The sequence below is a fragment of the Streptomyces sp. TBY4 genome, assembly GCF_024213195.1.
In the GTDB taxonomy this organism is placed as follows: Bacteria; Actinomycetota; Actinomycetes; order Streptomycetales; family Streptomycetaceae; genus Streptomyces.
In genome coordinates this window covers 58,427-71,939 of the sequence record NZ_JANAVF010000023.1, presented here as the reverse complement: position 1 = coordinate 71,939, position 13,513 = coordinate 58,427, and the positions used below count along the sequence as shown (strand labels likewise).

General features: G+C 66.0%; 9 protein-coding genes and 1 tRNA gene. All 10 read left to right on the top strand.

Annotation, left to right across the window (positions count from 1 at the left end):
• The first annotated feature begins 89 nt into the window (after positions 1-89).
• The 10 genes from NLX94_RS35545 (at position 90) to NLX94_RS35500 (ending at position 13,470) form a co-directional block, all read left to right on the top strand.
• Positions 90-162 (top strand) — tRNA-Trp (locus NLX94_RS35545).
• Between the two features lie 107 nt (positions 163-269).
• Positions 270-551, top strand: a complete 282-nt coding sequence (secE, locus tag NLX94_RS35540; RefSeq protein WP_030298162.1) for a preprotein translocase subunit SecE — start codon at positions 270-272, stop codon at positions 549-551.
• Positions 552-635: 84 nt separating this feature from the next.
• Entirely contained in the window at positions 636-1,592 is a 957-nt protein-coding gene (gene nusG, locus NLX94_RS35535; RefSeq protein WP_254387402.1) for a transcription termination/antitermination protein NusG, read from the top strand.
• A 171-nt stretch (positions 1,593-1,763) separates the two neighbouring features.
• Positions 1,764-2,198, top strand: a complete 435-nt coding sequence (gene rplK / locus NLX94_RS35530; RefSeq protein WP_254387401.1) for a 50S ribosomal protein L11 — start codon at positions 1,764-1,766, stop codon at positions 2,196-2,198.
• An 89-nt stretch (positions 2,199-2,287) separates the two neighbouring features.
• Positions 2,288-3,016, top strand: a complete 729-nt coding sequence (gene rplA, locus NLX94_RS35525) for a 50S ribosomal protein L1 (RefSeq protein WP_254387400.1) — start codon at positions 2,288-2,290, stop codon at positions 3,014-3,016.
• 201 nt (positions 3,017-3,217) lie between these two features.
• Positions 3,218-4,096, top strand: a complete 879-nt coding sequence (locus NLX94_RS35520; protein ID WP_254387399.1) for an LppX_LprAFG lipoprotein — start codon at positions 3,218-3,220, stop codon at positions 4,094-4,096.
• Between the two features lie 281 nt (positions 4,097-4,377).
• Complete coding sequence (gene rplJ / locus NLX94_RS35515) at positions 4,378-4,908, top strand: 50S ribosomal protein L10 (RefSeq protein WP_254387398.1); 531 nt, start codon at positions 4,378-4,380, stop codon at positions 4,906-4,908.
• A 110-nt stretch (positions 4,909-5,018) separates the two neighbouring features.
• A complete protein-coding gene (gene rplL, locus NLX94_RS35510) occupies positions 5,019-5,402 on the top strand; it encodes a 50S ribosomal protein L7/L12 (RefSeq protein WP_254387397.1) in 384 nt (127 codons plus the stop codon).
• Between the two features lie 588 nt (positions 5,403-5,990).
• Positions 5,991-9,473: a DNA-directed RNA polymerase subunit beta gene (gene rpoB, locus NLX94_RS35505; protein WP_254387396.1), complete on the top strand. Its 3,483-nt coding sequence runs from the start codon at positions 5,991-5,993 to the stop codon at positions 9,471-9,473.
• A gap of 97 nt (positions 9,474-9,570) precedes the next feature.
• A complete protein-coding gene (locus NLX94_RS35500) occupies positions 9,571-13,470 on the top strand; it encodes a DNA-directed RNA polymerase subunit beta' (RefSeq protein WP_254387395.1) in 3,900 nt (1,299 codons plus the stop codon).
• Positions 13,471-13,513: the final 43 nt, after the last annotated feature.

Sequence of the window (13,513 nt, the reverse complement as noted above, 5' to 3'; positions counted from 1 at the left end):
TACACTCAACCGTCGTTGGCCCTCGCCAAACGCTGCAGAGCGTGAGCACACCGTGCACTCGCCTGGATGCGGTAGGTTGGGGGACGCAAAGGGTCGTAGCTCAATTGGTAGAGCACTGGTCTCCAAAACCAGCGGTTGGGGGTTCGAGTCCCTCCGGCCCTGCTCCACACTCCTTCTCGGATGTGTGTGCGCAGGTACGTACTTAGATGCAGTGCCGTGCGGCGCAACCGGGCGCGGCCACGGCCACGACCCGGATTCAGGTGAGAGACGTGACGGACGCCCTGGGCTCCATCGACATGCCTGACGCCGAGGATGACACTCGCGAGAAGAAGGCCCGCAAGGGCGGCAAGCGCGGCAAGAAGGGCCCTCTGGGTCGTCTCGCGCTGTTCTACCGCCAGATCGTCGCGGAACTCCGCAAGGTTGTATGGCCCACTCGCAACCAGTTGACGACGTACACCACTGTGGTGATTGTCTTCGTCGTCATCATGATCGGTCTGGTGACCGTGATTGACTATGGGTTCCAGGAAGCCATCAAGTTCGTCTTCGGCTGATCCCCGCGGAGGGCGGCGCCTTGATGGGTGCCGCCCGTTTTCGCATGTTCGACCACCTTTTGTATCCAGGAAGAAGCAGCCACCGTGTCTGACCCGAACCTGAACGTGAGCCCCGACTCCGTCGAGTCCGTCGAGGACGAGCTCGACATCGTCGAGGCTGCAGACGCTGTGGACCCCGACGAGGCCGAGCTCGCCGACGCCGAGGCGGGTGTCGCTGCCGAGGAGGCCGCGCTGCACGTCGAGTCGGACGATGACGACGACGCCGAGGGTGACGCGGACGCCGAGGACGACGCGGAGGCCGAAGAGGCCGACGACGAGTCCGCCGACGAGGATGCTGAGACCGAAGAGGCTTCCGACGAGGACGTCGAGGACGAGGACGACGCGGAGGCCGTAGAGGCCGCCGACGCCGAGCCGGCCGAGCCCGTCGACCCCATCCAGGCCCTGCGCGACGAACTGCGCCTCCTGCCCGGCGAGTGGTACGTCATCCACACCTACGCCGGCTACGAGAAGCGCGTGAAGGCCAACCTGGAGCAGCGCGCCGTCTCGCTCAACGTCGAGGACTTCATCTACCAGGCCGAGGTGCCCGAGGAAGAGATCGTCCAGATCAAGAACGGCGAGCGCAAGAACGTCCGGCAGAACAAGCTGCCCGGCTACGTTCTGGTCCGCATGGATCTGACGAACGAGTCCTGGGGCGTCGTCCGCAACACGCCGGGCGTCACCGGCTTCGTGGGCAACGCGTACGACCCGTACCCGCTGACCCTGGACGAGATCGTCAAGATGCTCGCCCCGGAGCTGCAGGAGAAGGCCGCCAAGCAGGCAGCGGAAGAGGCCGGTCTGCCGGCGCCCGCCGTCAAGCGCGCCATCGAGGTCCTGGACTTCGAGGTCGGCGACTCGGTCACCGTCACCGACGGCCCGTTCGCGACGCTGCAGGCGACCATCAACGAGATCAACCCGGACTCGAAGAAGGTCAAGGGTCTCGTCGAGATCTTCGGCCGCGAGACCCCGGTCGAGCTCAGCTTCGACCAGATCCAGAAGAACTGATCCACAGCCTTCTGGCACACGCTTCCGGACAGGTCAGATTGCCCGCTCGCGGGCGGTCTGACCTGCTCGGTTTTCAGCTCCGCACCGATACCCGTTATCGTGGTGCGGTATGCCTCCATCCGGATGACCGGATTGGCGGCGAAAAACTCTCACTAGGACCCGGAGAGAGCAATGCCTCCCAAGAAGAAGAAGATCACGGGGCTTATCAAGCTCCAGATCAAGGCCGGTGCGGCCAACCCGGCTCCGCCGGTCGGCCCCGCGCTCGGTCAGCACGGCGTCAACATCATGGAGTTCTGCAAGGCCTACAACGCCGCGACCGAGTCGCAGCGTGGCATGGTCGTGCCGGTGGAGATCACGGTCTACGACGACCGCTCCTTCACCTTCATCACCAAGACGCCGCCGGCCGCGCGCCTCATCCTGAAGAGCGCGGGCGTGGAGAAGGGCTCTGGCGAGCCGCACAAGACCAAGGTCGCGAAGCTCACGCGTGACCAGGTCCGCGAGATCGCCACGATCAAGATGCCCGACCTGAACGCGAACGACCTGGACGCCGCCGAGCAGATCATCCGCGGCACCGCCCGTTCCATGGGCATCACGGTCGAAGGCTGATTCAGCCACCACCAGAGCACGACAGTGGTAGGACCAAGCGCTGGTCCGCACCACGACTCCACACCTGAAGTCACAACACAGGAGCAGAAGTGAAGCGCAGCAAGACTCTCCGCGCTGCGGACGCCAAGGTCGACCGGGAGAAGCTGTACGCCCCGCTCGAGGCCGTCCGTCTCGCCAAGGAGACCTCCACCACGAAGTTCGACGGCACCGTCGAGGTCGCCTTCCGCCTGGGTGTAGACCCGCGCAAGGCCGACCAGATGGTCCGCGGCACCGTGAACCTCCCGCACGGCACCGGCAAGACCGCCCGGGTCCTGGTCTTCGCGACCGGTGACCGTGCTGCGGCCGCGGAAGCCGCCGGCGCCGACATTGTCGGCGACGACGAGCTCATCAACGAGATCGCCAAGGGCAACCGCCTCAACGAGTTCGACGCCGTTGTCGCCACGCCGGACCTCATGGGCAAGGTCGGCCGCCTCGGCCGCGTGCTCGGTCCCCGTGGCCTGATGCCGAACCCGAAGACCGGCACCGTCACCATGGACGTCGCGAAGGCTGTCACCGAGATCAAGGGTGGCAAGATCGAGTTCCGCGTCGACAAGCACTCGAACCTGCACTTCATCATCGGCAAGGTCTCCTTCTCCGATGAGCAGCTGGTCGAGAACTACGGCGCGGCCCTGGACGAGATCCTTCGTCTGAAGCCGTCCGCCGCGAAGGGCCGCTACATCAAGAAGGCCGCCCTCAGCACCACGATGGGCCCCGGCATCTCGCTGGACTCCAACCGCACCCGGAACCTCCTCGTCGAGGAAGACCCGGCCGCGGTCTGACTGAGCCGGGCCTGACGGCCCGCTGAGTTGCCCGAACGGGCCCTGCACCCCCTGCACGGGGGAGCGGGGCCCGTTCTGCGTTCCGTGCCGCGTTCCGCACCGCGCTGCGCTCCGCGGGTCGCGCGGAAAATGGCGGAGGGACCGGCGGCCCGCGCAGTAGGGTCGTATCTCATCAAACGATCACATCAGGGGTGGGGACTCTTGTTCGCGAACCGGAAGAACAGCCGCACGAAGACCGCTGGGGCCGCGCTGGCCGCCGTACTGCTCGTGGGTGGGGCCACGGCGTGCGAGAGCGGGCCGAAGGACGGCACGGGGAAGGCAGCGGCCTCCCAGGGCGCCGGGAAGGGCGCGGCGGAGGTGGTCCCCGCCGCCTACCTGGAGAAGGTCAAGGCGAACGCGGAGGAGATCACCTCCCTGCGCTACTCGATGGCGGGCACCGCGGAGGGCGAGCAGTTCTCCGGCGACGTCTCGATGCGGCTCAAGCCGTCCGTGGCGATGTCGATGAAGATGACCACCTCGGGCGAGGGCGGCCAGGCCGCCGAGATCCGGCTCCTCGACGAGGCGATGTTCATCGGCACCGAGGGCAAGTGGCTCAAGTTCGACATGAAGAGCCTGGACCCGGCCCTGGCGGAGAAGCTGAACAGCGCCGGCGGCACGGCGAACAAGGGCGGCGAGAACCCCGGGGACCGGGCGAGCGAGCTGCTCAAGGCCAAGGACCTCAAGTTCGTCGGCGAGGAGACCATCGACGGGGTGAAGACCAAGCACCTCAGCGGCACGGTCTCCCTCGAGGAGCTGAAGGCCGCGGCGGCCTCCGAGACCCCCGAGACCAAGAAGCGCCGGGAGCAGTCCGTCACGGCCCTGGAGGCGCAGGGCGTCAAGAACCTGACCCTGGACATGTGGATCGACGAGTCGGACCGCCCCAAGCAGGTCCGTACCCGCGGTGACGCGGCCAAGGGTCCGGTGGATACCACCATCAAGTTCCTGGACTACAACCAGCCGGTCGAGGTGGCCGCGCCGCCCGCCGACCAGGTCACGGACCTGGCCGAGATGATGAAGGGCGCCGGGCAGGCACAGGGCTGACCTGGCCGTTCAGGGCCGCGCGGGGCCGTCGGGTGACCGATTTGCTCTGCGCGGCACCGGTCCCGTACTCTTCCGGAGAAGCCAAAGACCGCTGGTCGTTGCCGTGCCCGCAAGGGGGCGGTGGCCGAAGGATCCGCTAACCGCGGACGTCCTGCGCAGGTGTTCAAGGAAAGTTCCCGGACTCGTTCTGGTTGAGCTACGCCCTGGCGCCTGCGCCGGGGCGTTTCGTATTTATGCCCCTTCTGAGCGGTCCTCATCACCCGGAAGGAGGCCGACGCACTATGCCGACGCCCAACAAGGCTGCCGCGGTAGCCGAGCTCACGGACGCGTTCCAGAGCTCGAACGCCGCCGTGCTGACCGAGTACCGGGGTCTCACCGTCGCGCAGCTCAAGACGCTGCGTCGTTCTCTCGGTGAGAACGCCCAGTACGCCGTGGTGAAGAACACGCTGACCAAGATTGCGGCCAACCAGGCCGGGATCACCGCGCTGGACGAGCACTTCGCTGGTCCGACCGCGGTCGCCTTCATCACCGGTGACCCGGTGGAGTCGGCGAAGAGCCTGCGTGACTTCGCCAAGGAAAACCCCAACCTGATCATCAAGGCGGGTGTCCTTGATGGTAAGGCGCTCTCCGCCGATGACATCAAGAAGCTTGCGGACCTCGAGTCCCGCGAGGTTCTGCTCAGCAAGCTGGCCGGCGCGTTCAAGGGCAAGCAGTCTCAGGCTGCCTCGCTCTTCCAGGCGCTGCCGTCGAAGTTCGTCCGCACTGCGGAAGCGCTTCGCGTCAAGCTCGCCGAGCAGGGCGGTGCCGAGTAATTCGGCTCGCGCATTGATCCGCGCCGCCTAGTGCGCGGGTCGCAGCGGGCCGTTACGCCCGCCTCTCTATACATCCGGCACCTGCCGATTTAGTGGAAGGATCGCCCATCATGGCGAAGCTCACCCAGGACGAACTCCTCGCCCAGTTCGAGGAGCTCACCCTCATCGAGCTCTCCGAGTTCGTGAAGGCGTTCGAGGAGAAGTTCGACGTCACCGCCGCTGCGGCCGTCGCCGTTGCCGCCCCCGCCGCCGGTGGCGCTGCCGCTGAGGCCGCCGAGGAGCAGGACGAGTTCGACGTCATCCTCGATGGCGCCGGTGACAAGAAGATCCAGGTCATCAAGGTCGTGCGTGAGCTCACCTCCCTGGGCCTGAAGGAGGCCAAGGACCTCGTCGACGGCGCTCCGAAGCCGATCCTCGAGAAGGTCGCCAAGGAGGCCGCTGACAAGGCTGCCGAGTCCCTCAAGGCTGCCGGCGCGTCTGTGACCGTCAAGTAATGCCTCTGGGGCCTCTCTGAGGCTCCAACCAAGGGCGATCACCCGTAAGGGTGGTCGCCCTTTGGCGTACCCGGAGTGCCTGACTTGCCCCTGTCTCGTTGGGGAGTAGGGTGATCTTCGTTGCTCTGCGGCAGGGTCCCTCGATGATCCGCTCGGAGCAGGGGGCCTTGACGAACGGGACGCGGCGCGCAATTCTCAGATCCGTCGTGAGATCGGCAGGCCTGATCCGAGATCCGAGGCATGGATCGGGTCCGCATCGGGCATGGATCGACTACGAAGAGGGCAGTACTGCTACGCGCTCCGTATGCGGAGCCGGCAGGACGCAAGGTTGTTTCAACGACATGGGGAAGGCCTGTTGCCGGTTTCCGGAAACCTGGTCTGGACATCAGTGAGCCGAGTGGCTACACTGACCCTTTGCGCTGCCTGTTAGCTGCCCCCTGCCCGTCGCCAGGGGCATGCCCACGCATGAGCACACTTGATTGAACGGCCCTGAGCTGGTCCTTTTGACCAGATGGGGGGCGCTTGTCTTCTGTGTCAGCTGGGACCGGTACGCGCGTAGTGAGTCCGAGCCCTCGGAAGGACCCCCTCTTGGCCGCCTCGCGCAACGCCTCGACCAATACGAACAACGGTGCCAGCACCGCCCCGCTGCGCATCTCCTTTGCAAAGATCAAGGAGCCCCTCGAGGTTCCGAACCTCCTGGCGCTGCAGACCGAGAGCTTTGACTGGCTGCTCGGCAACGCCGCCTGGAAGTCTCGCGTCGAGTCGGCGCTTGAGAGCGGACAGGACGTTCCCACCAAGTCCGGTCTGGAAGAGATCTTCGAGGAGATCTCGCCGATCGAGGACTTCTCCGGGTCGATGTCGCTGACGTTCCGCGACCACCGTTTCGAGCCGGCGAAGAACTCGGTCGACGAGTGCAAGGACCGCGACTTCACGTACGCGGCGCCGCTTTTCGTCACTGCCGAGTTCACGAACAACGAGACCGGAGAGATCAAGTCTCAGACGGTCTTCATGGGCGACTTCCCGCTCATGACCAACAAGGGCACCTTCGTCATCAACGGCACCGAGCGTGTCGTCGTGTCGCAGCTCGTCCGTTCCCCCGGTGTCTACTTCGACTCCTCCATCGACAAGACGTCCGACAAGGACATCTTCGCCGCCAAGATCATCCCTTCCCGGGGTGCCTGGCTCGAGATGGAGATCGACAAGCGCGACATGGTCGGTGTTCGCATCGACCGCAAGCGCAAGCAGTCCGTCACCGTCCTCCTGAAGGCTCTCGGCTGGACCACCGAGCAGATCCTCGAGGAGTTCGGCGAGTACGAGTCCATGCGCGCCACCCTGGAGAAGGACCACACCCAGGGCCAGGACGACGCGCTGCTCGACATCTACCGCAAGCTGCGTCCGGGCGAACCGCCGACCCGCGAGGCCGCTCAGACGCTGCTCGAGAACCTCTACTTCAACCCGAAGCGCTACGACCTCGCGAAGGTCGGCCGCTACAAGGTGAACAAGAAGCTCGGCGCCGACGAGCCGCTGGACGCCGGCGTGCTCACCACCGACGACGTCATCGCGACCATCAAGTACCTGGTCAAGCTGCACGCCGGTGAGACCGAGACCATCGGTGAGTCGGGTCGTTCGATCGTCGTCGAGACCGACGACATCGACCACTTCGGCAACCGTCGTCTGCGCAACGTCGGCGAGCTCATCCAGAACCAGGTCCGTACGGGTCTGGCTCGTATGGAGCGCGTCGTCCGCGAGCGGATGACGACCCAGGACGTCGAGGCGATCACGCCGCAGACCCTGATCAACATCCGGCCGGTCGTCGCCTCCATCAAGGAGTTCTTCGGCACCAGCCAGCTGTCGCAGTTCATGGACCAGAACAACCCGCTGTCGGGTCTCACCCACAAGCGCCGTCTGTCGGCGCTTGGCCCGGGTGGTCTGTCCCGTGAGCGGGCCGGCTTCGAGGTCCGAGACGTTCACCCGTCGCACTACGGCCGCATGTGCCCGATCGAGACCCCCGAAGGCCCGAACATCGGTCTGATCGGCTCGCTCGCGTCCTACGGCCGCGTCAACGCGTTCGGTTTCGTCGAGACCCCGTACCGCAAGGTCATCGACGGCGTCGTCACCGACGAGGTCGACTACCTGACGGCCGACGAGGAAGACCGCTTCGTCATCGCCCAGGCCAACGCCGGCCTGTCCGACGACATGCGCTTCACGGAGAACCGCGTCCTGGTCCGCCGTCGTGGCGGCGAGATCGACTACATCGCCGGCGGCGACGTCGACTACATGGACGTCTCCCCGCGCCAGATGGTGTCCGTCGCGACCGCGATGATCCCCTTCCTCGAGCACGACGACGCCAACCGTGCCCTCATGGGCGCGAACATGATGCGCCAGGCCGTTCCGCTCATCAAGGCGGAGGCGCCGCTCGTCGGCACCGGCATGGAGTACCGCTGTGCGGTCGACGCCGGTGACTCGATCCGTGCGGAGAAGGACGGTGTGGTCCAGGAGGTCTCGGCCGACTACATCACCGTCGCCAACGACGACGGCACGTACACCACGTACCGCGTCGCCAAGTTCTCCCGCTCGAACCAGGGCACCTCGGTCAACCAGAAGGTCATCGTCAACGAGGGCGACCGGATCATCGAGTCCCAGGTCCTCGCCGACGGTCCCGCGACCGAAGAGGGCGAAATGGCCCTCGGCAAGAACCTGCTCGTCGCGTTCATGCCCTGGGAAGGTCACAACTACGAGGACGCGATCATCCTGTCGCAGCGCCTCGTGCAGGACGACGTCCTCTCCTCGATCCACATCGAGGAGCACGAGGTCGACGCCCGTGACACCAAGCTGGGCCCCGAGGAGATCACCCGGGACATCCCGAACGTCTCCGAGGAGGTCCTCGCGGACCTCGACGAGCGCGGCATCATCCGCATCGGTGCGGACGTCGTCGCCGGCGACATCCTGGTCGGCAAGGTCACGCCCAAGGGTGAGACCGAGCTGACCCCGGAGGAGCGCCTGCTCCGCGCGATCTTCGGTGAGAAGGCCCGCGAGGTGCGTGACACCTCGCTCAAGGTTCCTCACGGTGAGATCGGCAAGGTCATCGGTGTCCGCGTCTTCGACCGCGAGGAGGGGGACGAGCTTCCCCCGGGCGTGAACCAGCTGGTCCGCGTCTACGTCGCCCAGAAGCGCAAGATCACCGACGGTGACAAGCTCGCCGGCCGCCACGGCAACAAGGGTGTCATCTCCAAGATCCTTCCGATCGAGGACATGCCCTTCCTTGAGGACGGCACGCCGGTCGACATCATCCTGAACCCGCTGGGTGTCCCGTCCCGAATGAACCCGGGACAGGTCCTGGAGATCCACCTCGGCTGGCTCGCCAGCCGCGGCTGGGACGTCTCCGGCCTCGCGGAGGAGTGGGCCGAGCGACTGAAGGCCATCGGCGCCGACCGCGTCGAGCCCGGCACCAACGTCGCCACCCCGGTGTTCGACGGTGCCCGTGAGGACGAGCTCGCCGGCCTGTTCGAGCACACGATCCCGAACCGTGACGGCGACCGCCTGGTCCTCCCGTCCGGCAAGGCGCGTCTGTTCGACGGCCGCTCCGGCGAGCCGTTCCCGGAGCCGGTTTCGGTCGGCTACATGTACATCCTGAAGCTCCACCACCTGGTCGACGACAAGCTCCACGCCCGGTCGACCGGTCCGTACTCGATGATCACGCAGCAGCCGCTGGGTGGTAAGGCGCAGTTCGGTGGCCAGCGCTTCGGTGAGATGGAGGTGTGGGCGCTCGAGGCTTATGGCGCCGCTTACGCCCTCCAGGAGCTCCTGACCATCAAGTCCGACGACGTGACCGGCCGCGTGAAGGTCTACGAGGCCATCGTCAAGGGCGAGAACATCCCCGAGCCGGGCATTCCCGAGTCCTTCAAGGTGCTCATCAAGGAAATGCAGTCGCTCTGCCTCAACGTGGAGGTGCTGTCCTCGGACGGCATGTCCATCGAGATGCGCGACACCGACGAGGACGTCTTCCGCGCGGCGGAGGAGCTCGGTATCGACCTGTCCCGGCGCGAGCCGAGCAGCGTCGAAGAGGTCTGACGGGCCTGACGGGGGGCTCGCTCAAGAGCCCCCCGTCATCCCCGGGACCGTTCAGACCATGATTGAGACTCGACCCCGAAAGAGGGATTGACGCACAGTGCTCGACGTCAACTTCTTCGACGAGCTGCGGATCGGCCTTGCCACCGCGGACGACATCCGAACCTGGTCCCACGGCGAGGTCAAGAAGCCGGAGACCATCAACTACCGCACCCTCAAGCCCGAGAAGGACGGACTCTTCTGCGAGAAGATCTTCGGTCCGACCCGGGACTGGGAGTGCTACTGCGGTAAGTACAAGCGTGTCCGCTTCAAGGGCATCATCTGTGAGCGTTGTGGCGTCGAAGTCACGCGCGCCAAGGTGCGCCGCGAGCGGATGGGCCACATCGAGCTTGCCGCTCCCGTCACCCACATCTGGTACTTCAAGGGCGTCCCGTCGCGCCTCGGATACCTGCTGGACCTCGCGCCGAAGGACCTCGAGAAGGTCATCTACTTCGCCGCGTACATGATCACGTTCGTGGACGACGAGCGCCGCACCCGCGACCTCCCGTCCCTGGAGGCGCACGTCTCCGTCGAGCGCCAGCAGATCGAGAACCGACGCGACTCGGACCTCGAAGGCCGTGCCAAGAAGCTCGAGACCGACCTGGCCGAGCTCGAGGCCGAGGGCGCCAAGGCCGACGTACGCCGCAAGGTGCGCGAAGGTGCCGAGCGCGAGATGAAGCAGCTCCGTGACCGCGCCCAGCGCGAGATCGACCGCCTCGACGAGGTGTGGGCCCGCTTCAAGAACCTCAAGGTCCAGGACCTCGAGGGCGACGAGCTGCTCTACCGCGAGCTGCGCGACCGCTTCGGTACGTACTTCGACGGCTGCATGGGCGCCGCGGCGCTCCAGAAGCGTCTGGAGTCCTTCGACCTCGACGAGGAGGCCGAGCGCCTCCGCGAGATCATCCGTACCGGCAAGGGCCAGAAGAAGACCCGTGCGCTCAAGCGCCTCAAGGTCGTCTCCGCGTTCCTGCAGACCAGCAACAAGCCCAAGGGCATGGTTCTGGACTGCGTGCCGGTGATCCCGCCGGACCTGCGTCCGATGGTGCAGCTGGACGGTGGCCGCTTCGCGACCTCCGACCTGAACGACCTGTACCGCCGCGTGATCAACCGCAACAACCGCCTGAAGCGCCTTCTCGACCTCGGTGCCCCCGAGATCATCGTGAACAACGAGAAGCGCATGCTCCAGGAGGCCGTCGACGCCCTCTTCGACAACGGTCGTCGTGGTCGTCCGGTGACCGGTCCCGGTAACCGTCCGCTGAAGTCCCTGAGCGACATGCTCAAGGGCAAGCAGGGTCGATTCCGTCAGAACCTCCTCGGCAAGCGCGTGGACTACTCCGCGCGTTCCGTGATCGTCGTCGGCCCGCAGCTCAAGCTGCACCAGTGCGGTCTGCCGAAGGCCATGGCGCTGGAGCTCTTCAAGCCGTTCGTGATGAAGCGCCTGGTCGACCTGAACCACGCGCAGAACATCAAGTCGGCGAAGCGCATGGTCGAGCGCGGCCGCACGGTCGTCTACGACGTGCTCGAAGAGGTCATCGCCGAGCACCCGGTTCTGCTGAACCGTGCGCCCACGCTGCACCGCCTCGGCATCCAGGCCTTCGAGCCCCAGCTGGTCGAAGGCAAGGCCATCCAGATCCACCCGCTCGTCTGCACCGCGTTCAACGCGGACTTCGACGGTGACCAGATGGCCGTGCACCTGCCGCTTTCGGCAGAGGCGCAGGCCGAGGCCCGCATCCTGATGCTGTCCTCGAACAACATCCTGAAGCCGGCCGACGGTCGTCCCGTCACCATGCCGACCCAGGACATGGTGCTGGGTCTGTTCTTCCTCACCACCGACGGCGAGCTGCGGAACACCAAGGGCGAGGGGCGCGCGTTCGGCTCCACGGCCGAGGCGACCATGGCGTTCGACGGTGGCGAGCTGGCTCTGCAGTCGGCCGTCGACATCCGCTTCCCGGTGGGCACCATCCCGCCGCGCGGCTGGGTGGCCCCGGTCGCCGAAGAGGGCGAGCAGGAGTTCCAGCCGGGCGACAGCTTCCGTCTGCGGACGACCCTGGGCCGCGCGCTCTTCAACGAGCTGCTGCCCGAGGACTACCCGTTCGTCGACTACTCGGTGGGCAAGAAGCAGCTCTCCGAGATCGTCAACGACCTGGCGGAGCGCTACCCCAAGGTGATCGTGGCGGCGACGCTCGACAACCTGAAGGCGGCCGGCTTCCACTGGGCGACCCGTTCGGGCGTCACCGTGGCCATCTCCGACGTCGTCGTGCCCGAGGCCAAGAAGGCCATCGTCAAGGGCTACGAGGAGCTGGACGAGAAGGTCCAGAAGCAGTACGAGCGCGGTCTGATCACCAAGGACGAGCGCACGCAGGAGCTCATCGCGATCTGGACCAAGGCGACCAACGAGGTTGCCGAGGCGATGAACGCGAACTTCCCCAAGACGAACCCCATCTTCATGATGGTTGACTCGGGTGCCCGAGGAAACATGATGCAGATGCGACAGATCGCCGGTATGCGTGGTCTGGTGTCGAACGCGAAGAACGAGACCATCCCGCGTCCGATCAAGGCGTCCTTCCGTGAGGGCCTCACCGTTCTGGAGTACTTCATCTCCACGCACGGTGCCCGTAAGGGTCTGGCGGACACCGCCCTGCGTACCGCCGACTCGGGTTACCTCACCCGTCGTCTGGTGGACGTCTCGCAGGACGTCATCATCCGCGAGGAGGACTGCGGCACCGAGCGCGGCCTGAAGCTGAAGATCGCCGTTCGCGGCGAGGACGGCGTGCTGCGCAAGGCCGACGACGTCGAGACCTCGATCTACGCCCGCATGCTGGCCGAGGACGTCGTCATCGACGGCAAGGTCATCGCGCCGGCCAACGTCGACCTCGGTGACGTGCTCATCGACGCCCTGGTCGCCAACGGCGTCGAGGAGGTCAAGACCCGCTCGGTCCTGACCTGTGAGTCCGCGGTCGGCACCTGTGCCTTCTGCTACGGACGCTCGCTCGCCACCGGCAAGCTGGTCGACATCGGTGAGGCGGTCGGCATCATCGCCGCCCAGTCCATCGGTGAGCCCGGTACCCAGCTGACGATGCGTACCTTCCACACCGGTGGTGTGGCCGGTGACGACATCACGCAGGGTCTGCCGCGTGTCGTCGAGCTCTTCGAGGCCCGTACCCCGAAGGGTGTCGCCCCGATCTCCGAGGCCGCCGGCCGCGTGCGGATCGAGGAGACCGAGAAGACGAAGAAGATCGTCATCACGCCCGACGACGGCAGCGAGGAGACGGCCTTCCCGATCTCCAAGCGCGCCAAGGTCATCGTCGGCGAGGGCGACCACGTCGAGGTCGGCCAGAAGCTGACCATGGGTGCCACCAACCCGCACGACGTGCTGCGCATCCTCGGCCAGCGTGCGGTCCAGGTCCACCTGGTCGGCGAAGTCCAGAAGGTCTACAACTCGCAGGGCGTGTCGATCCACGACAAGCACATCGAGATCATCATCCGGCAGATGCTGCGCCGCGTGACGATCATCGAGTCCGGCGACGCGGAGCTCCTGCCGGGCGAGCTGGTCGAGCGGTCGAAGTTCGAGACCGAGAACCGTCGTGTGGTCACCGAGGGCGGTCACCCCGCCTCCGGCCGTCCGCAGCTGATGGGTATCACCAAGGCCTCGCTCGCGACCGAGTCCTGGCTGTCGGCGGCGTCCTTCCAGGAGACGACCAGGGTTCTGACGGACGCGGCGATCAACGCCAAGTCCGACTCCCTGATCGGCCTCAAGGAGAACGTCATCATCGGTAAGCTCATCCCGGCCGGTACGGGCCTCGCCCGCTACCGCAACATCCGGGTCGAGCCGACCGAGGAAGCCAAGGCCGCGATGTACTCGGCCGTCGGCTACGACGACATCGACTACTCGCCCTTCGGCACCGGCTCCGGCCAGGCTGTCCCGCTGGAGGACTACGACTACGGCCCCTACAACGGCTGAGTTGAGTAGGTAGTACGAAAGAAGCCCCCCGCCGCTCCGAGAG

Bases quoted from the DNA above. Each gene is read 5' to 3' on its own strand.
- rplL (WP_254387397.1), top strand. From the start codon at position 5,019: ATGGCGAAGCTCACCCAGGACGAACTCCTCGCCCAGTTCGAGGAGCTC.
- rplJ (WP_254387398.1), top strand. From the start codon at position 4,378: ATGCCGACGCCCAACAAGGCTGCCGCGGTAGCCGAGCTCACGGACGCG.
- rplK (WP_254387401.1), top strand. From the start codon at position 1,764: ATGCCTCCCAAGAAGAAGAAGATCACGGGGCTTATCAAGCTCCAGATC.